Consider the following 18,557-nt stretch of genomic DNA (forward strand, 5'->3'; position numbering starts at 1 on the left):
TTCCGATGAATCTTCACGAATTTGCCACGGAGAGGGACGAACTGTCGGAACAACGGCATCCCCCACTTCTCCCGTTTTCGTGCCGTTCGACCCTGCATCGGGTCGTTTCTCTGATCCTCTCTCCGGTGAGATATTAAAACACCTGTGAATCTTGAGAAACGTTATAAGTTCGGGTGTCCTTCAGATAACCATGTCAGAGGCACAATCAGTCACTGATGCGGTCGTAACGCGATCGGCGTCGGATCTCACGGCGTTCCAACAGAACATCCTCGCGATCCTCTCGGAGGAGCCCATGTACGGGCTCGCCATCAAACGCGAGCTCGAGTCCTACTACGGCTCCGAGGTCAACCACGGACGGCTCTACCCGAACCTCGACGACCTCGTCGAGGACGGACTCGTCGAGAAGAGCGAGCTCGACAAGCGAACGAACCAGTACGAGCTCACCGAGGCCGGACACGACGCGGTCCTCGGTCAGTTGGAGTGGGTCCTCGACCGATTCGTCACCGACGAGGCCCGCGCGGACGAGGTCCGCGCGCTTCTCGGGGAGTAGCTCGGCTCGGGCGGACTCCGCCGTACCGGCACGAAACCAACGCGATTTCTGGCACACGCGCGCGGTGAAAACCGCGCACACTTCACCAACGAGCGGGCGCGCCGGGGCTACTCCGCCGGTCCCTCGACGTCGGTCGCGGTCTCTTCTACCACCGACAGCGACTCGTCGACCGCGGCCAACTGCTCGTCGGTCGGCCAGCCGTTCCGCGGGAGGTACTCCTCGCGGAACTCCGCTCGCATTTCGGGCGTCGCGTCGTCGACCGCGCGGACGTAGTGGTTGCTCATGAACGCCGCGAAGCGCTCCGCGGTGTCCGCGTGGAGATCAGCGGCCTCCTCACCGACCGCCTCGGCGATGGCGTCGTTGTAGGCGGCGATCTCGCGGTAGCGGTCGGCGTCTCCGGGACCCGACAGCGACACCTCGACCGCGCGCTCGGTGGTCTCGATTCGATCGAGCCGTACCGTCCCGTCGTCCATCCACTCGCCGGGATACAACACGAGCGTGTCGTCCTCCTCGCGGAGCCGCGGAACGTAGTCGTGGTCGGTGACGAGTTCGTCGCGGCGCTCGCGGTAGAACGCGGCCGCCTCGGCGTCTTCGGTCTCCCGCGCGAGCCGGGTGAGTCGCTCCGCCTCGCCGACGACTTCGACCGGAACGTCAGGGACGCGGTCGGCGTCCGACTCCGGATCGGCGCGGTCCGACTCCGTATCCGCGCGATCCGATTCCGTATCAGAACCGTCTCCGTCGCCGCTCGGCTCCTCGGCCGCCATCACCTCGCGCGCTCGTTCTTTCGCCCACTCCGGCGGCTCGCCGTCGTTAGTTCGCGTCATCGAGTGCCTCGTTCGCAAGATCGTCGGCGCGCGCGTTTATCTCCCGCGGAACGTGACCGATCGACCACCGGTCGAACCGCTCCAACAGCTCCCGGACCCTGACCCGCTTCTCGCGCAGCTCCGGATCGTTCGCGTTCCACTCCCCGCGCACCTGCTTGACGATCAGTTCGGAATCGCCGCGGACGTCGATCTCGTCGAAACCGTACTCGTCTGCGGCCTCCAGCGACCGGATCAGGGCGGCGTACTCGGCCTGGTTGTTCGTCACCCGACCGATCCGCTCGCCGCCCTCCGCGACGATACCGTCGGACGTGACCAGACACCACCCGACCGCGCCCGGTCCGGGGTTCCCGCGTGAGGCCCCGTCGAAGTAGACGTGCGCGCGCCCGCCGCCGTCGCTCAGGACGGCCGTCAGACGCGTCGGATCGCTCCCCTGGACCACGACCTTGTCGTCGTACGCGACGGCGATCGCCCCGTCGCGCTCGGCGCGCCACCGCTCGTGGGCGGTGTTCCCCTCCTCGATCCGGACGCCGGCGTCCGCCAGCCGCGCCCGTGCGGCCCGCGGATCGCACTCGATGGTCGGCATTCGATCCGATTCCGCGCTCGCCGGACAAAGGGTTGTCCGTCGACCGGCACGCCGTTCGCGTCCGTGAGATCTCCCGTTGCTCACGAACTTTTAAGGCAATCCGACGGGATAGTATATAAATGCGATGACACGGCCAACCCGGCAACGGGATCACGACCGGCAGCGCATGCGGGACGAGGACGCCGACGAGACAGAAACCGACGCCGAGGAGGTCGCGGGGGTCGACGCCGACGAGTTGGACCCCGAGGACTTCGATCCGGAGGACCTCACCCGGACGGCCGACGGCGAACTGATACACGAGGAGACCGGACTCATCGTCGAGGAAGAGCAGATCGATCCCGGCCCGGAGTGGCGGGCGTTCAACCACTCCGAGCGCCAGTCGAAGTCGCGCGTGGGCGCGCCCACGACGAAGACGATGCACGACAAGGGGCTGACGACGACGATCGACTGGAAGGACAAGGACGCGTACGGCCGCTCCATCTCCTCGAAGAAGCGGTCGCAGATGCACCGCTTGCGGAAGTGGCAGGAACGTATTCGGACGAAGGACGCGGGCGAGCGCAACCTCCAGTTCGCGCTCTCCGAGATCGACCGCATGGCCAGCGCGCTCGGGGTTCCCCGCTCGGTACGCGAGGTCGCCTCCGTGATCTATCGCCGCGCGCTCAACGAGGACCTCATCCGCGGTCGTTCCATCGAGGGCGTCTCCACCGCCGCCCTCTACGCCGCCTGTCGCAAGGAGGGCATCCCCCGCAGCCTCGAGGAGATCTCGGACGTCTCGCGGGTCGACCGCAAGGAGATCGGCCGGACGTACCGCTACATCTCGCAGGAACTCGGGTTGGAGATGCGACCGGTCGACCCGAAAAAGTACGTCCCCCGATTCTCCTCCGAGCTCCAGCTCAGCGAGGAGGTCCAGTCGAAGGCCAACGAGATCATCGAGACGACGGCAGAGCAGGGACTGCTCTCCGGGAAGTCGCCGACCGGGTACGCCGCGGCCGCCATCTACGCCGCCTCCCTCCTCTGTAACGAGAAGAAGACCCAACGCGAGGTCGCCGACGTCGCGCAGGTCACCGAAGTCACCATCCGCAACCGCTACCAGGAGCAGATCGAAGCGATGGGGATCCACGCCTAACGGGCGTTCGACGGTCGCTGTCCGTCCCTCGCGTTTCGCTCTGCGCTCATGATTCCTGGGCCCATGATTCCTGGGCTCATGATTCACGCGCACCTCCTTTCTGCACACATTTTTCAAGCACTGATTCGTCGCCAGCAACGTTCAAGCCGTCGCGGTTCCAATTCGAATCCGAATGCGGCTCGACGAATTCATCGAGTTCGAGGCGAACGAGCGCGCCGAGCGCCGTCGCCTCGCCGCCGAGAAGGACTACGGCATCCTCGACCACCTCGACTCCTTCGAGCGGCGATTCGAGGAGCACGTCTCCGACGACGCCGTGGTCGGTAGCGTCTCGCCCTCGATCTTCGTCGGCCGAGCCAACTATCCGAACGTCTCTACCGGCCTGCTCTCGCCGGTCGGTCGCGAGGAGCAGGCGGAACGATTCGAGACCTCCGCCGCGTGGTACGACGAGGGCGTCTCCATCGCGGACGTGTTCGACCGCCGGACGAGCCTGCTCAACTCGACGCGCGGCGTCGACGTGGGGGACGCCGGGAGAATCGGCCGGAGCCGGGGGCCAGCCGGCGGCTCCGCCGCCGCTGCGAGCGTCCACGACGCGTGGGACGGCTGGCTCGGCGTGCAACGCGAGGTCGCGATCGCGGACCGTCCGGTCGACGTCGAGATCGGGTTGGACGGCACCCCCGACCTCGACTTCGACATCGGTACGCAGGACATCAAGACGCCGACCGGCCCGCGCGCCGCGGCTCGGACCGCCGACCTCGGAGAGAATCCGCACGTCCCGCGTCCGGTGAAGAAGACGCTCGAAGACGACGACTGGCGCGCGGAGGGTGCGATGACGTACCTCTACCGACGCGGCTTCGACGTCTACGAGATCAACACGATCCTCTCGGCGGGCGCACTCGGTCAGGGGGCGAATCGGCGGCTCGTCCCGACGCGCTGGTCGATCACGGCCGTCGACGACACGGTCGGGCGGTTCCTCCGCGGCTCGATCCGCGATACCCCGACGATCGACCGTATCGAGGTCCACCGCAACGAGTACCTCGGCAACGCGTTCTGGGTCGTACTGGTACCCGGCCGCTGGGAGTACGAGCTCGTCGAGATGAAATCGCCCGGCTCGATCTGGAATCCCGACCCCGAGGCCGGCGTCTATCTGGCGGCCGCGAGCGAGGGTCGCGACGGGCGCACCGGGTACGTCGAGGAGACCGCCGGGGCCTACTACGCGGCCCGTCTCGGCGTCCTCGAACACCTCGACGACCGCGGGCGACAGGCCAAGGCGCTCGTCCTGCGACACGTCTCGGACGACTACTGGGGACCCGTCGGCGTCTGGCAGGTGCGCGAGGCGGTCCGAAACGCCTTCGAGGGCGAGCTCGGGACCGCCGAGACGTTCGGCGAGGCGGTCCGCGGCGTCGCCGAGCACCTCCCGATATCGCTCGGTCGCCTGCGGCGGAAATCCACGATGGCGGCCGGACTGCAGGCGAACCTCGGCGACTTCGCTGACGCGAACTGAGGAGACGTCCCGATCGCCCGATCGTTTTTATTTCGCCGCCGACTGGTGGACCCATGGTCCCGACAGTCCCCGCGTTCGGCGGCGTCCCGGCCGGTCCGGAGATTCTGATCCTCCTGCTCATCCTCGCGCTCTTCGGCGCTCCGGTGATCGTCATCGTGGCGGTCGTTCTGTTCCTCAGATCTCGACCGGACGGCGACGAGAGCGCCGCCGTCGGCGGCGACGCCGATTCCGATGTCGATCCCGCCGCCGCCGCCTATTCCGCTGCCGACCCCGACGCCCACTCCACCGCCGACATCGACGCGGACGTCGCCGCCAACGCCGAACGGATCGCCGAGCTGGAGGCCGAAGTCGACCGGCTCCGCGAAGAGGTGGACGACCAGGAGTCCGACTGAGCACCGGGAGCCTCGCGGCCGACCGGAGGTTCGTTGCCTCACTGCGAGAGTGGGTATTGCACGCGGATGGGGTGGTCGTTTATAAGTGAGCGAGTGGTGTTGCTGGCGGCTGGTTATATCTCGTTCCTGGCGCGGTGAATCGCTCAGTGTATGGCGTTGATTGCTTATAAGTGATCGTCGACAGCGCGTTGAACACTTCCAAAGCCCCCACCCCGCATAGCCCTGCACCTCACGCCTCCCCAGCCTCGCTGCTTCGCGCCTTTAAAAGGCGCTCGCGGCGTCCCTCGTGCGGGCGTCGCCGGCGGCTTTGCCGCCGGCTGACAGAGGGACCTCCGGTCCCTCGCTGTTCGCGGCCTGTCGGCCGCTCCCGGCGCACAGGGCGAGAGCGAAGCTCTCGCTTGAAGCCGGACGTAGTCCGGCGACGCCACCGCCTCAGTCATTTATAAGCAGTCGTCGCCGCCCCCGCTCACTCTTTTTATATACCACGTCGCCGGCGGTGGTCTGCAATACCTACTCCCGAAATCGATCGAGAGCGGCGCGGCTCCGAGCGCGAGCGACGTCAAAAAAACGGTGGATCGAAGCTGAACGAGTCGAGCGTGCTACCGGCCGATTACAGGATGCCGGCCGCTTCGGCGGTCTCGACGATATCCTGGGCCATCTTGTTGGTCGCTTCGTCGACCATCTGCCCGTCGACGGAGACCGCACCCTTGCCCTCCTCCATCGCCTCGGCGTAGGCGTCGACGATGCGCTTGGCGCGCTCGGCGGTCTCCGGGTCCGGCGCGAACACTTCGTTGCCGATCTCGATCTGCGAGGGGTGGATCGCCCACTTACCGTCGCAGCCGATCATGTTGGCGTTCTCGGCGGATTCGCGGAATCCGTCTGCGTCCTCGATGTCGGCGTACGGGCCGTCGAGACACGGCAGACCGGCGGACTTCGCCGCGGCGTTACACTCCGAGAGCGCGTGGTGCCAGTAGTGTCCGGGATACTCCGGGAACTGACCGATGTCGAGTCCGGGCGTGCCCATCGCCGCGGAGTAGTCGCCGGGACCGAAGATGACCGACGAGAGACGGTCGGAGGCGTGGGCGATCTCGTGCACGTTGTGCATCCCTTCACCGTCCTCGATCTGGGGTTCGAGGCCGATGCCGCCGACCTCCAGCCCGTTGTTCACCTCGATCTGTTCGAGGAGGTTCTCGACGGTATGGATGTCGCTGGCGGATTTCACCTTGGGGACGATGATGTCGTCGATGTGCTCACCGGCCTCTCCGACGACCGTGATGAGGTCGTCGTACCACCACTGGGTGTCGATACCGTTCATCCGGAAGCTGAGGACCTTGTCGCTCCAGTCCTCCTCGCGAGCGGCCTTGATAAGGGGTTCACGCGCAGCGGGCTTCGCGTTCGGGGCCACCGAGTCCTCGAGATCGAGGAACACCTCGTCAGCGTCGCTGTCGGCCGCCGAGTGCATCATTTTCTCGTCGCTCGCAGGCGTTGCCAGTTGCGTTCGACGAAGGGTAACGTCCGTCATGTGTGACGGGTATATCACTCACATCCATGAAAATAAAGCTACCTCACTCGGAGTTTTTTCTCCGAGACGAAAGGAAGTCCATCTGCGACGAGCGTCCCGACCGCGGGCGCACGTCGGCGGATCGACCTCGCCAACATTTCTCATCCCTGAAACGACATGTCAGGGATAAAATAAACCCTTAAATCGGGGCGACGGCCACCCGCGAACGACCGACGATGACGACGAGCTGGGGCGGCGACGCCGCGACGAATCGAGTGACGACGCGAGCGACGACGAGAGGGACCAAGACGTGAGCGACGGGCCGACCCTCAAGATCGGCGGCGGGTCGGACGACGATCCGGCCGCCGGCGCGGTGCCCGCACCGGTGCCGCCGGGGGACCCCGAGGCGTGGTACGCGCCCGACGTCCGCGCGCAGTACGAGGCCGCGCCGGGGGTCGTCGCGACGGTTCGCGAGCGCGACGGCGGACGGTTCGGGTACGACGTGCGCGAGCCGCCGCTGTCGGCCGCCGCCGCTCGCGCGCTCGACCGCGTCCGCGACCACTTCTCCGCCGTCCGCCACCGCCGACCGCTCACGCGGATCGGGGTGATAGAGCGCGCGGCCGCGGGGTTCGAGCCGAAGTACGAGCGCGCACTCGATCGGCTACTCGACGCGACCCCGGCCGCGCGCCGCCGGATCGACTACCACGCACTGCGCGACCTCCGGCTGCTCGGCGACCTCACGCCGGTCGCGCTCGACGATCGGATCGAGGTGGCCGACGTCGGCGACGAGCGCGAGCTCGTCGTCCACACCGAGACGTTCGCACCGCTGGAGACGGGGATCGACGTCGACACCGAGTACGTCGAGCGCGTCGCGGCCGAGCGGCTCGCCCAGTACGCGGTCGGTTTCGCCGGGCTCTCGGTCGACGTGGTCGTCTATCGGGAGCGCTTACTCGGCTCGGACGCGTTCGAGACGAAATACGCCGCCTTAGAGCCCGACCTCCTCCCCGGCGACGAGGCGCTGATCGAGGAGTGCAAAGAGCGTATCTGGGAGACGACGGTGAACGGCGTCGTCGACGACCGCGAGGCGTTCGTCGCCGAGCACGCCCGTCGATTCCTCTCGCGGCGACTCACCGCCCGAAACACCCGCGCGTGGCTCGACGCCGCGGCCCACCGGGTCAGGTCCCGGCTGGCCGACCGCGGGCTCGCCGTCCCGCCGGTCGACTCGCGGTACGCCCACGACCGGCTCGACGACCTCGCGTACTACGTGCTCCGCGACTTCGTCGGCGAGGGGATCCTCACCGTCCCGATCCGGGACCCAAACCTGGAGGACGTCGAGGCCAACCGCGTCGGCGAGCGCGTCAAGGTCGTCCCGCGCTCGTCGATACTGCGGGAAACGCGAGAGAATGACGAGGAGTCGATCGCGGCGGCCGGCGCGCGCGTGCCGACCAACCTCTCCTTCGCGGACGAGGCGTCGTTCGTCAACGTCGTCACCGGGCTGGCGGCCCGCGACGGGACGGAGCTCAACGCCTCGACGCCCTCGGCGAAGGTTAACCTCGACGTCGACGCCGTCGACGAGACGATCCGGTGTGCGGTGGCGCTCCCGGTCATCTCCGAGGGTGGTCCGCACGTCTCGATCCGGAAGCAGAGCGCGGACGCGTTGACCCCCGTCGACCTGATCGACCGCGGGACGCTGTCGGCGGAGATCGTCACGCTGCTGTGGCTGTTGTACGAGCACCGCGGCGTCGTCCTCTTCGCGGGACCGACCGGCGTGGGGAAGACGACGCTGTTGAACGCCCACACGCCCTTCATCCCGTTCGACGACCGGCCAGTCTCGATCGACGAGGGATCCCGGGAAGTCAGGCTCCCGCACGAGACCGGGGTGTCGCTCACGACCCGGGATCACGAGGACGCGTACAAGGCCGTGAGCATGTCGGAACTGATGACCGAGGCGAACTACCTGAACCCCGACGTGGAGGTGATAGCGGAGATCAACACGCCGGCGAGCTTCGAGACCTTCGCCGAGACGCTGAACACCGGTTAAAGAGCGAATATGCTAATACGAAACGCCGGCCGACCGCGCTCCCCGAAAGCACTGTGTGACTTGTAGCCTATGTAGCCGACCCCAACCGGAAACCTTCTTTCCTACACTATCCACAGTCACACCGCTTCTACTCCACGCTTTCGCGACTTTTCCTCACCCATAGGCTACATAGGCTACAATCTGCCTGATGAGTAAGGACCCGGCGCGCGGTGTGGATATTCCATCGGTCTATACCTCGTCTAACAGCGATTGTCGCTTCTCTTCAAACTCTTCATCACTAATTACACCCTGTTCGTGGAGTTCGGATAGTTTCTCAATACGGTCTAACGGATCTGGTTCCGATTCCGCAACAACCGTATCGGGTTCATTCGCTTCCGATATTTTCTCGCGGATGAAGCTCACGATCTCCCGGACTTGGTCTTTCCCCGGTTCCTGTGCCTCAATGTGATACGTCTGGCCGGGAGTCTGTAGGGAGATCCGTTTGTTCACAAGGCCTGTATCCAAATCGACGCTTGTGATACTGTCGTAGGGGATCGAACGTTCATCGGACCCCAGCCATTGGGGAATTTTCACCACGACACGCCCGTCAGTATAAACCGACCGCACCCACCCACGTGTGCCGCTCTTTCGACTCCGATCGTCACCGAAGAGCGACGACCCGGCCGACGATCCTTCAACATCAACGGTTGATCCCCGCGTTATGTAGTGTGGTGCCTCACCGTCGTCTAGAACATCTTCTATTTTTTCTATACGCTCCTTTGTGACGTATTCTCCCTGAGGTTCAGTGCGCCAGTGCTCGGGTATCTCCGCGTCGTCATTGCTAAATAATCCCATACATGGGCCTGTATTGCGATCGTCCTATACTCTTCGGAATAGATGAATGTTCATCCGGCTAGTATATCCACGGTGGGAGTATCAACATATGGCAGCACGATACACCCGCGTGAAAACCACACCGCGTGCCGGTGTGGAATTGCTGCTACTACACTTTCATCTGTAAGAGAGCCTTACACTTGTGGTGAGGGACCCAGTGATCCATCCGCTCGGGGGTGCCACCCTCATCGGCATACTCCTCCGCTTTCTCTCGCAGGAGTTCCTGTAGCTCGCCTAAAGGAATCGGTTCGTCACGCCCCGCGGTCGCCTCTTCTACGTCGGCACAGATTTGTGAGCATTCATCCCCCAACTTCCAAACGAACATCATCGGCGTTTCCGCGTCTTGCCAGCTACGTACCTTGTCGCAGTTTTGGACCGAAGATCGTTCAGTCCATAGTATTTCTACCACGCGGTCACGGTCTAATCCCGTCCGTTCCTCGATCCGGGAGCGCGCGTCGCCCTTTCGCAGATCGTATGATTCGACGTATTCTTTCACCGTCTCGGCGATAAATCGCGCGTCGTCTGTGGACACGTCGTCGTAATGCGTATCGATGATTTCCGCCCGACGGTCGACGTTCACCTTCCCCTCAAGAAGTTCGGGATCGAGGAGTATGTCGGATTCCGCCGGGTTCTCGATGTGGTCTTTTGCCGTCTCACCCGGCGGGTCGTTGCCGTCGTCGCCGCCTCCACTCCCGAAGAGTCGATCGAAAATACCCATACGGCGAGATTTCCCCACGACCGGTTAAATCCCGGTCACAAAACTGGTCCCCTGCCTCACTCGTCGGTGTCGATGTGGATCTCATACGACGCCGACCCCGTCGGGACGATCGTCACGCGGTATGCGCCCGTACTCTCGGCGGTGTGTGTAAACGTCGCTTCGGTATCTACCGTTTCGTCAATCGCACGATCCCCGTCGGGAGTGTTCACGCGGACGGCAGTCATGGGGCCTTCTGTGTTCTCCACTTCGACGCGGAGAGTTTGCCCCGACTCCACGTCGACGTTGTGGGTCGAGTTGTCGGGATCACGCACCGTCCCCGAGACTTCCGCGCCCGATCCGCCTGAACATCCGGCGAGCGCGCCCACTGTGGCGACACCCACCGCCGCAAGATACTGTCGTCGCTTCATACGCTTCGGTTAACCCGCCGGTGTGATAAATAGGCAACACGTTTCACGGCCGAACAGTCACCACATGATGAGTGTCCGCGGAACCCACCGCGGTCGTGGGTTCACACGCTCCCGAAGATATCCGACGGCTCGGGGGTCGACGGCGTCCGCTGGTCGGTGTGAATGGCGTAGCGACTGGCGTCACAAACGTGATCTTCGGCGGCACTGGTCCCGACTTGTTCCTCTTTGTACCCGAGCAACTCCCGGATGAGGTTTTCACACTGGTCGGAGATTAACAGCCCCGGCTCACCGTCCTTCACTTCGAGGCGTTCACGCACGTCGGCGATCCCGGCGTCGATCGACTTCTCGGCGCGGACCGCGTCGAACTCCCGCGGGTCGTGCTCGGGGACCGCCTCATCCCCCGTGTCGAACGTGTCGATATCGCTCGGTTCGTGTTCCGCGTAGATCGTCCCGCCCGGCTTGTCGTGCGCGGCGAGCCACCGGAGTACCTCCCGGACGTGGGTGTCCGTTCGGTAGAACTCATCGAGCACGACCAGCTGGTCCGTGGGTGTCTTGGCGATCTCGACGAGCACACGCGGATCGCCCCAACCAGCGTCGTACCCGTAGATCCGCCAGTCGTTCGTGTCGTCGACGGCGTCGACGGCGTCGGCGTGCGTGACCACGTGGGTGTCGCGGGAGAACCCCGAGTAGACCAGCCCCGACGCGGCCGCGAACCCACCGTGAAGTGCCTGTTCCTCACGGCCGGTGCCGGCGTACTGTCGCTCGAAGCGTTCCTTCGTGGCGTCGTCGAGATACGGATTCTCAAGCGTGGAGGCACGGACCACCTCGATCCCGAGTCCGATCGGGTCGCCGTCGGCCCCCTCCCGCTTTTCGAGGATTTCCCATGCCGCGTTGTACCCGTTTCCGGTGAGCGTCCACACCATCGTTTTCGGACCAGCGACGCCGCGGAGCCGCGAGCCGATCATTTCCAGTAGGTCGTGGAGGTCTTCGCCGTAGTGTGACGGCTCATCGAGCCACACCGCGCCGTACTCGTCGCCGGCGTACCGGTTCCACTTGTCGGCCGACCCGAGCTTAATCACGGTGTCGTTGACCAGCGTCAGCCGGTGTTCCGCGCGGTTGTAGTCGGCGACGATCGGCGACGTTTCCGGTCCGTTGTAGCTCGATGTGACCACACCTGTGCGCTCGCCCGGCAGTTGCTCGAAGAGGATCCGGAACGTGGTATCACGCGCCTTCGCGAAGTCGATCCCGAGCGCCAAGAAGCGGCTCCCGGGGTGTGTGATCGCGTTGGCGATGAGCCACCGTGCGCCGGCGACGGACTTCCCCGTCCCGTACCCGGCGAGGAACGCCACGATATCACGGTCCGGCTCATCGAGCGCGTCGAGCGTCTCCCGCTGAGCCGCCCATACGTCGTAGGTGAGCGTGTTTGTCTCCGGGACCCACGTCATACCGTCCGGGCGGTGTTCCGGGTCGGCAGCGCCCCACAGGACCGTGACGCCGTCGGCCTGTGCCTGTGCGTCGGCCCGCTGGTCACGCAGCCCCTCGATCTCTTTCTGTAGTTGGTGTGGTGTGGTCATGTGTTCCGTTCGCGTATCTCCGCGCCGTTCCTGATGAGGTCACAATTCGGGCACGTCCGGGGTTCGTCGACGCCGCGCGGTGTGAGCACACGGGCGTACCGCTTCGAGACGTGACCGCCGCAGTTTTGACACGTCGGCATGGTCACGCCCCCGCGTCGAGTCGGTCCGCGTCGTCGACGACGGGACGGCCGCGGGCGAGGTACACGATCGCGACGACGATCGCGACGCCGGGGACACACGCGGCCGCGATCCACGGCCACGTGACCCGCCGATCGGGACGGAAGTAACCCGCCGCGATCCCGCTCGGGGTGAGCACCCACGCGAGCATGACGATCGTCCCCCAAACCAGATCGGTACTCCACAGCGTCGGGATCGCCAAGAGCCACAGTGCGAGGCCGGCCACGACCAGCACCTCACCGCGGGTGGGTAGCGGCATTAGTTGGCCCCCCGGTCGGATAGCTCCCGTTCGAACTCCCGAGCGATGTTCTGACCGTCGATCCGGCCGTCACCCGATCCCTGAACCATGATGTTCACGGTGTCGACCGTGACGGTATCGCCGCCGGTCGGCTGGGGACCACGCTCGCGTACCTGTGCCGCCGGCATGATCCGCTCGCCAGCGTGGAGCATGGCCAACCCGTCGCTCGCGATCCGACCGCCCGTATCGAGCTGTGGAAGTGAGAGATACCCACCGCCGACGGTTCGCGATCCACCGCCGAGGATGTCCGGGATGTCGATGGACACACTCGGGATCGAAATCACCGACGGGATGAGGTCGTTAAATCGGTCCTTGAACGCTCTCGCCACGCGTGAAGCCATGTTACGGAACGCGTCGACGAGTTCGCCGGCGCGCTCACTCACCCCACGGGCGAGGCCGCTAACCCACGCTCGCCCCTTCGCTGCCATTTCACGGGCGAGGCTCAAGAGTTCCAACACGCGGGTGGTCATGTCTGTGATCCGTTGGACAACCGCGTCCCGGATCTGGACCGCGATTTTCACCGACCGTTTTCGCCACGCGAGCAACCGCTCGATGACGCCGGCGACCATCTGCCGGATGAACAGCAAGACTTTCTGCCGTGTCTGTGCGCCGGCGAGCCACAGGTCGCGCAGCCCCAACCGTGCGAGTTCGAGCGCGCCGCCGAAATCCCCGGTAAGTAGTCGCCCGGCTGCGCCGACGAGTCGACGGAACCCGGAGACAACGTCGCTCAAGTCGATCACCGCATCCATCACTTCCAGCGTTTTCGTCCGGATCCCACGGAAGTCGGTGATGAACGCGACTGCGAGCGCACCCACAGCCACGACCAACGCGGCGATCGCTGCGACGGTCGACACGGCGACGCCGGTGATTGCCCCGATCGCGACGGCTGCCGTTTTGGCCGCGGCGACGGCACCCGACAACGCGCCCCCGACGGCGGCAGCGGACTTGATGAACGCGGCGATCACCGGGAGGAGGCCGACGATCGTCCCACCGACAAGCACAAGCGCGCTTATCGGTCGGCGTATCGATTCATCGAGGCTACGGAACCGATTCACGAGGTCCAACGCTACCGACGCCAAGTTCGTCCCACCCGGGAGAACGTCGGACACGATTGTGTGGGCGAGGAGCGTGAACGACGCCCGTATGCCCGACATGGCCGCCCTGAACGACGGTGCCGCCGAGAGGATCCCACCCACGGCCGCGAGCGTGGCGACCGATATGGCGTTTATCGCCTGTTTATTTCTGTCGAGCCACCGCTGTACCTTTCCGGATTCGCGCTCGGCGGTGCGTCCCGTTTTTTGGATCGACTCCCTCACGCGACGATCATTCCGGGCGACACTCCGAGCACCCGATTGTTTGTACTCGAAAACCAGCTCGCGGACACTCACGGCATGAACACCTCATTCAGATCGATGTGGCTCATGTCCGGGTCCGGATCGTCGAACGCGATTCCCACATCCTGTAGTACCTCCCGCACGTCGACCGGGTCCTCCGGGTTGGTGTGGAAGTGGTTCATCACCGTGACGATCGTGTCGTCGCCATGGTCGCCGTCGCGCTCGTCGATCGTTTCGAGCACGAACGCGAACTTCCGCTGTTCACGCTCCGGGAGCCGACGGTTGTACCACGCCGATACCTGTTTGTCGCTCATCCGGTCTTGCGCCGGCGGGAAGGGGTAGGTCGGTTCGACCATTACCGACCCCCCTCCGCGTCGGTGTCCGCTTTCAGCGCCTCGATCTCTTCGGCCAGCTCTTCGAGGTCGCGATCGTTGGCCACCTGCCGCCGGATGTTCACGGTGTACGCGAGCGCCCGAATCCACTTGATCCGGACTTTCTCATTCTCGGCGTCGCGGACACGACCGTCCTCGATCTTCCGGCGCGCCTCTTCGATCGCCACATCGAGGTCCGCGAGCATCTGGTCGTAATCGCTCACGACCGCGTCGGCGTCGTCGGCCGCGGGCGGCGACGTGTCCGCGCTCATGCCGTCTCACCCGCGAGGGTCCGGAGGTGGTACCCGTCTAACGTGAGGTCCGGTGCGTCCCCCGGCAGTTGGCGGTACTTCTCGGCGATTTCCAGCGCCTCCCGCTTCTCGTCGTCGCTCGGGCGGTACGCCTGCCGCCCGCCGTGTTTGACACGGTTGGCGAAGTCGCTCACCGACTCATGGCCGCCCGTGACCGCCCGCGACGCGAGATAGGACGACGGTCCGTCCCAATCGCTCATCGAGGGCTTGTCCGTCTCGTCGTTGTACTTCTCGACTACAGCCCGGCGGAACCGTCCCCGCTTGAAGCCGACCGGCGCGTCCGCGTTGATGACCGCCCGGAACAGCCCCGTGTCGGCGTCGACGGTCACGTCCGCGATCTCATACGCCACGCCGCGCCCTTCGACGACCGCCCGCACGGCGTGTTTCCGCGCCAAGTCCGCGAGCCTCTCGGGTTCGTCACGCGGGTGGTCTAACGCTCGATCGAACTCTACAGTCACTTCGTATCGGTGGGTGAACATTACTGGAAACCTCGAAACTGGTCGCTGGTCGGTTGCGTGTCGGTACTGTCGTCGACGCCGTCGCCGTCGGCGATCTGGTCTTCGAGTAGATCGAGCCGGTCGCTCATCACGTCGAACCGCTTTTTTACCGTATCCAGCGATTCGACCACCGCCTCGGTCGCTTCGGTGAACGTGAACTCGGAGTCCTCACTGTCGCCGCCGGCCGCCTTCGCGGTGTCGTCGATGAGCCGATCTTTGACGGCGTCGGCGAGCGCGTCGAGCTGTTCGTCGGTGAACTCCGCCGGCAGCGCGTCGTCGGCGTTCTCCACACTCTCCGCGTCGGTGTCGTCGTCGCTCCCGCTCATGCCGGGACAACCCCCGGGGTTTCGGTGCGATTCGCCCGATTTCGGGCGGTTCGGTGCGTCGTTCGTGGGTTCGGTGTCTTCATTATCGTCGTCTTATCTGCCAGTTAGTCTGTGATCGGTACGTCCGGGATCGCCACTGTCGGGCGGGGGGATTCCACGCGCCGCCGGCGGGAGAACGGCACCGGCCGCGCGGCGACCGCCGGGAAAATGTAGCCTATGTAGCCGACCCTGATCGGAAACCTTCTTTTCTACAGTATACACACGGCACTGCCGCTCACTCTCTCCATTAGCACGACTTTTCGATCCCCATAGGCTACATAGGCTACAACAAACCCGAAATGTGGAAATCGGGGAGTAGCACGGCTGACTGTGGGGGACGGATGTAGCCGGAGGTGTGACCGATGTAGCCGACCCGATCATGATCCGAAGGAATCGAGGCCGGTGCCCATCGTCCCATCATCGTCGTCGGTGTCGTCGCCGTCGTCGTCGGCGAGCACCGCGTCGAGATCGGGAGCGTCGTCGGTCAACCCGAACGCCTTGTACCCACCGCGCGGCGACCGGTGCCGTTTCGTCCGGACGCTGGTCTTGTAGCCGAGATCCACGTCCGACGCCTTCGCGGTGTTCGTGAAGTCACGCTGCCCCGTGGCGTCCTTCCCCTCCCGACGGCACCACTCCTTGTAGACTTCCCACGCTTCGCCGGTGGTGAGGTTGGTCGTCCTCGGGTCCGTCTCGACACACTGCGAAAGGAACTCATCGGCACTGTCGCCCCAGCTCTGCCAGAGCCGCCGGGTTTCGTCGGGCGTCGTCTCGATGTTGGTGAACGCCCCCTGTTCCATGAGGCGACCCCAGCCTTCGATCGCCCAGTTGAGCACACCGGAGAGGTGCGCGTCGGAGGTAAGCGTCCCCTCAAGCGTCGGGTCCCGGTCCCGCGGGGGGAAGTAGTTCGGGAACTGAACGATAACCCACCGCCGCCAGAACGCGGTGTCGTTATCGCTCACGATGTTACTCACATCGGGCACCTGATTACACGCGTAGAGGTGCTTAGCAGCCGGCTCGAAGGTAAAGGCATCTTCATACAGGTGCCGACCGGTCACGCGATCGTCGCCGACCAGCCGCTTGAACGTCGCCAGCCCGCGCGACGACAGCGACCCTTCGGAGAGGTCGGCGTCGATGTTCGCGAGCTTCCCGTAGAGGTCGGCGACGGCGTTGTCCTTGTCGAACTTGTGAACGGGTTTCGTCTCGGTGTTCTCCGGCCCGAGTAGCTGCCGAACGACGTTCAGGAACGTACTCTTCCCGTTGGCACCGGACCCCACGAGCAACAGCGCGCGGTTGAACGGCATTTCTCCGCGGTGGAGCGTGTACCCGACGTATTCCTGTACGGCGTCGATCTTCTCCGACTCGACCACGTCGGCGACGAACTCCCGCCACGGCGCACTGGTCGCGTCCGGGTCGTACTCCACAGGGAGTTTCGCGAGCGCGTAGTCCTCCGGCTCAAGCGGTCGGAGCGCGTCCCCGTCGCCGTCGCCGGCCGCCGCCCGGAGGTCGACGTATCCATTCTCGACGGCGACCGCGCCCGGCTCAAGCCCGAGCGTGTCGTCGTCGATCTCGGCGTAGGGATCGGCACACACCTGTGCCTTGAGTTCGTTCAGGAGGTTCGCACCGTAGTTCTCCGGGTTGACCGCCTTCCGCGCGGCGAACTGTAGCGTCCGCTCGCCGTTGGATTCCCACACGCCGCTTTCATACGCCCACAGCGCGCCCGTGTCGCGGTGCGCGCGGACGTGATACTCATCGGACCGCTTGATGAGCCGCCACGTCGCGGCCGCTTTCTGCTTGTCGTTCAGGTCGGAGATGTGCTCGCCTTCGGAGGGGTTGATCCCCGCTTCGGCACAGAAGTTATCCGGCCGAACGACGGCCGCCCCGTCGTCGTCGACAGGGTCGCCTTTCTCGTCGGTCAACCCCTTGGGTTCGGGCGGGGAAGACCCGCCTTCTCCGGGTTCGTACTGGTCCGAAACGGACGTGATCGCCGTGTCGATCGTCAGCTCGCCGTAGGTCTTGGCCCCACGGTCCTCGTCCCATTTCTCACGGTGGAGGCCCGACTGTCGGAACAGTCGATCCATCCGGTGCCGGTCGCCGCCGGTGTAGAACGCCAAGTAGTTACACAGCGCTTGGTCCGCCTCACTGTGGCTCGGGTAGCCCGCGGTGTTTCCGTTCCACAGTTGCGCGAACTTGTCGCCGTTCTCGGCGTTCTTGGCCGTCTCGATGAGGTCGGCGTCGTCGATATCTTGGATCTCCGACGGCGTCGACGACGCGCCCGCGCCGCCACTACTGCCGCCGGCGTCGGTGTCGTCGGCGACGTACTCCGCGTGGAGGTCCTTCACCACACCCGGCGCGGGTGTGACGCTGCCGGGCGTCGTCCCCACATGGTCACCTGTGACGGTGAAAAACCGCGTCTGGTCGTACATCTCGATATGCGACGATCCGGTGTCCATGTCGCCGCGGCTCCCGTCGTCGGGAATCACACCCTGAGCGAACACGTGGTAGCCGGTGCCGGACGGGCTGACTTCGGTCCATGAATCCAGCCGCTCGATAATCGACCGCGCCTCATCGGTCGGCTCGCCGGTGCTCGGGTCGCGACAGTCGTCGAGGTCGACCCCTACGATCATGTCGTCGCCCTTGAACACAAACCCGAGTCCCGCGGTGTCGCTCGCGCTCCGACGGTGGTACTCGGCGGCTTGTGCGAAACTGGTCCATGTGTCGGGATCGGTCGTTTTCGCGAACCCACCCGTGCGCGGATCGACCGGGACTTTCGTCCATTCGTCGCGCTCGTCCTTCCAGTCGAACCGCCAGCAGATCCACTGCTCGCGCGACGTGAGCGCCTCCGGGATCGCGCCGGGGGAGAATCCGACCGTCTCCGGCTCCGGCGGCGAATCCGCGCTACTCATCGGCCACCTCGCGGAGTTCGACGCCGTCGGCGGTCACGTCGTACCCCACACGGTCGGTGGTCGACGGGTCGATCCCGAGCGTTTCGAGGTCCGATCCGGAGAGGAAGATCCCCGCGCCGGAGTCGCCGACGTGCGCCTCTCGGTCGCTCATCGGGCCACCTCACCGAGCGTGACGTTCGCGCTCGTGTCGGACCGGCCGCCGTCGGTGCTC

Annotated in this window: 21 protein-coding genes; 5 read left to right on the top strand and 16 right to left on the bottom strand. The window is 65.1% G+C overall.

Translation table 11 applies throughout. The features are described 5' to 3' along the window. Positions 1-190: 190 nt before the first annotated feature. Positions 191-550, top strand: coding sequence for a PadR family transcriptional regulator (locus ACFQEY_RS00440; RefSeq protein ID WP_379763668.1), 360 nt, complete (start codon positions 191-193; stop codon positions 548-550). Between the two features lie 107 nt (positions 551-657). Here the strand turns inward: ACFQEY_RS00440 and ACFQEY_RS00445 are convergent, their stop codons facing one another. Both ACFQEY_RS00445 and rnhA read right to left on the bottom strand, forming a co-directional pair. Continuing rightward, the gene (locus ACFQEY_RS00445) at positions 658-1,374 is read right to left on the bottom strand and encodes a DUF7108 domain-containing protein (protein WP_379763670.1); all 717 of its coding nucleotides are present in this window, start codon (positions 1,372-1,374) and stop codon (positions 658-660) included. Continuing rightward, positions 1,361-1,957 (bottom strand): ribonuclease HI, encoded by a 597-nt coding sequence (gene rnhA, locus ACFQEY_RS00450; RefSeq protein WP_379763672.1) that lies wholly within the window; start codon positions 1,955-1,957, stop codon positions 1,361-1,363. Before rnhA ends, ACFQEY_RS00445 begins: the two co-directional genes overlap by 14 nt. A 124-nt stretch (positions 1,958-2,081) precedes the next feature. On the opposite strand from rnhA, the gene ACFQEY_RS00455 reads away from it, so the two are divergent. From ACFQEY_RS00455 to ACFQEY_RS00465, 3 genes are all read left to right on the top strand, one after another. After that, positions 2,082-3,083 carry a transcription initiation factor IIB gene (locus ACFQEY_RS00455; RefSeq protein WP_379763674.1) on the top strand — a complete coding sequence of 334 codons (1,002 nt, stop codon included), beginning with the start codon at positions 2,082-2,084 and terminating at the stop codon, positions 3,081-3,083. Positions 3,084-3,255: 172 nt separating this feature from the next. After that, on the top strand, positions 3,256-4,584 hold the full coding sequence (gene nreA, locus ACFQEY_RS00460; RefSeq protein ID WP_379763676.1) for a DNA repair protein NreA: 1,329 nt from the start codon (positions 3,256-3,258) through the stop codon (positions 4,582-4,584). 53 nt (positions 4,585-4,637) lie between these two features. Continuing rightward, positions 4,638-4,976 (top strand): preprotein translocase subunit TatA, encoded by a 339-nt coding sequence (locus tag ACFQEY_RS00465; RefSeq protein ID WP_379763678.1) that lies wholly within the window; start codon positions 4,638-4,640, stop codon positions 4,974-4,976. A 610-nt stretch (positions 4,977-5,586) separates the two neighbouring features. Here ACFQEY_RS00465 and ACFQEY_RS00470 read toward each other — a convergent pair. After that, positions 5,587-6,498, bottom strand: a complete 912-nt coding sequence (locus tag ACFQEY_RS00470) for an HpcH/HpaI aldolase/citrate lyase family protein (protein ID WP_379763680.1) — start codon at positions 6,496-6,498, stop codon at positions 5,587-5,589. Positions 6,499-6,787: 289 nt separating this feature from the next. Between ACFQEY_RS00470 and ACFQEY_RS00475 the strand changes: the two genes are divergently transcribed. After that, on the top strand, positions 6,788-8,518 hold the full coding sequence (locus tag ACFQEY_RS00475) for a type II/IV secretion system ATPase subunit (RefSeq protein WP_379763682.1): 1,731 nt from the start codon (positions 6,788-6,790) through the stop codon (positions 8,516-8,518). A gap of 228 nt (positions 8,519-8,746) precedes the next feature. Here the strand turns inward: ACFQEY_RS00475 and ACFQEY_RS00480 are convergent, their stop codons facing one another. From ACFQEY_RS00480 to ACFQEY_RS00540, 13 genes are all read right to left on the bottom strand, one after another. Beyond that, positions 8,747-9,352, bottom strand: a complete 606-nt coding sequence (locus ACFQEY_RS00480) for a PH domain-containing protein (protein ID WP_379763684.1) — start codon at positions 9,350-9,352, stop codon at positions 8,747-8,749. Positions 9,353-9,500: 148 nt separating this feature from the next. Continuing rightward, positions 9,501-10,109, bottom strand: coding sequence for a hypothetical protein (locus ACFQEY_RS00485; RefSeq protein WP_379763686.1), 609 nt, complete (start codon positions 10,107-10,109; stop codon positions 9,501-9,503). Positions 10,110-10,165: 56 nt separating this feature from the next. Further along, a complete protein-coding gene (locus ACFQEY_RS00490) occupies positions 10,166-10,516 on the bottom strand; it encodes a hypothetical protein (protein ID WP_379763688.1) in 351 nt (116 codons plus the stop codon). A 101-nt stretch (positions 10,517-10,617) separates the two neighbouring features. Continuing rightward, on the bottom strand, positions 10,618-12,090 hold the full coding sequence (locus ACFQEY_RS00495; RefSeq protein WP_379763690.1) for a hypothetical protein: 1,473 nt from the start codon (positions 12,088-12,090) through the stop codon (positions 10,618-10,620). Next, positions 12,087-12,230: a DUF7563 family protein gene (locus ACFQEY_RS00500; RefSeq protein WP_379763692.1), complete on the bottom strand. Its 144-nt coding sequence runs from the start codon at positions 12,228-12,230 to the stop codon at positions 12,087-12,089. Before ACFQEY_RS00500 ends, ACFQEY_RS00495 begins: the two co-directional genes overlap by 4 nt. A gap of 2 nt (positions 12,231-12,232) precedes the next feature. Next, positions 12,233-12,526 carry a hypothetical protein gene (locus ACFQEY_RS00505; RefSeq protein WP_379763694.1) on the bottom strand — a complete coding sequence of 98 codons (294 nt, stop codon included), beginning with the start codon at positions 12,524-12,526 and terminating at the stop codon, positions 12,233-12,235. Beyond that, positions 12,526-13,953, bottom strand: a complete 1,428-nt coding sequence (locus tag ACFQEY_RS00510; protein WP_379763696.1) for a hypothetical protein — start codon at positions 13,951-13,953, stop codon at positions 12,526-12,528. The genes ACFQEY_RS00505 and ACFQEY_RS00510 overlap by 1 nt, the downstream gene beginning before the upstream one ends. Next, positions 13,950-14,255: a hypothetical protein gene (locus tag ACFQEY_RS00515; RefSeq protein ID WP_379763699.1), complete on the bottom strand. Its 306-nt coding sequence runs from the start codon at positions 14,253-14,255 to the stop codon at positions 13,950-13,952. The genes ACFQEY_RS00510 and ACFQEY_RS00515 overlap by 4 nt, the downstream gene beginning before the upstream one ends. Next, positions 14,255-14,542: a DUF8136 domain-containing protein gene (locus ACFQEY_RS00520; RefSeq protein ID WP_379763702.1), complete on the bottom strand. Its 288-nt coding sequence runs from the start codon at positions 14,540-14,542 to the stop codon at positions 14,255-14,257. The genes ACFQEY_RS00515 and ACFQEY_RS00520 overlap by 1 nt, the downstream gene beginning before the upstream one ends. After that, on the bottom strand, positions 14,539-15,060 hold the full coding sequence (locus tag ACFQEY_RS00525; RefSeq protein ID WP_379763704.1) for a hypothetical protein: 522 nt from the start codon (positions 15,058-15,060) through the stop codon (positions 14,539-14,541). Before ACFQEY_RS00525 ends, ACFQEY_RS00520 begins: the two co-directional genes overlap by 4 nt. After that, a complete protein-coding gene (locus ACFQEY_RS00530; RefSeq protein ID WP_379763706.1) occupies positions 15,060-15,404 on the bottom strand; it encodes a hypothetical protein in 345 nt (114 codons plus the stop codon). The genes ACFQEY_RS00525 and ACFQEY_RS00530 overlap by 1 nt, the downstream gene beginning before the upstream one ends. A gap of 416 nt (positions 15,405-15,820) precedes the next feature. Next, positions 15,821-18,346, bottom strand: coding sequence for a phage/plasmid primase, P4 family (locus tag ACFQEY_RS00535; RefSeq protein WP_379763708.1), 2,526 nt, complete (start codon positions 18,344-18,346; stop codon positions 15,821-15,823). Beyond that, the gene (locus ACFQEY_RS00540) at positions 18,339-18,497 is read right to left on the bottom strand and encodes a hypothetical protein (protein ID WP_379763710.1); all 159 of its coding nucleotides are present in this window, start codon (positions 18,495-18,497) and stop codon (positions 18,339-18,341) included. Before ACFQEY_RS00540 ends, ACFQEY_RS00535 begins: the two co-directional genes overlap by 8 nt. Between the last annotated feature and the right edge of the window lie 60 nt (positions 18,498-18,557).

It is taken from the genome of Halorubrum trueperi (assembly GCF_042662525.1).
GTDB classification, from domain to species: domain Archaea; phylum Halobacteriota; class Halobacteria; order Halobacteriales; family Haloferacaceae; genus Halorubrum; species Halorubrum trueperi.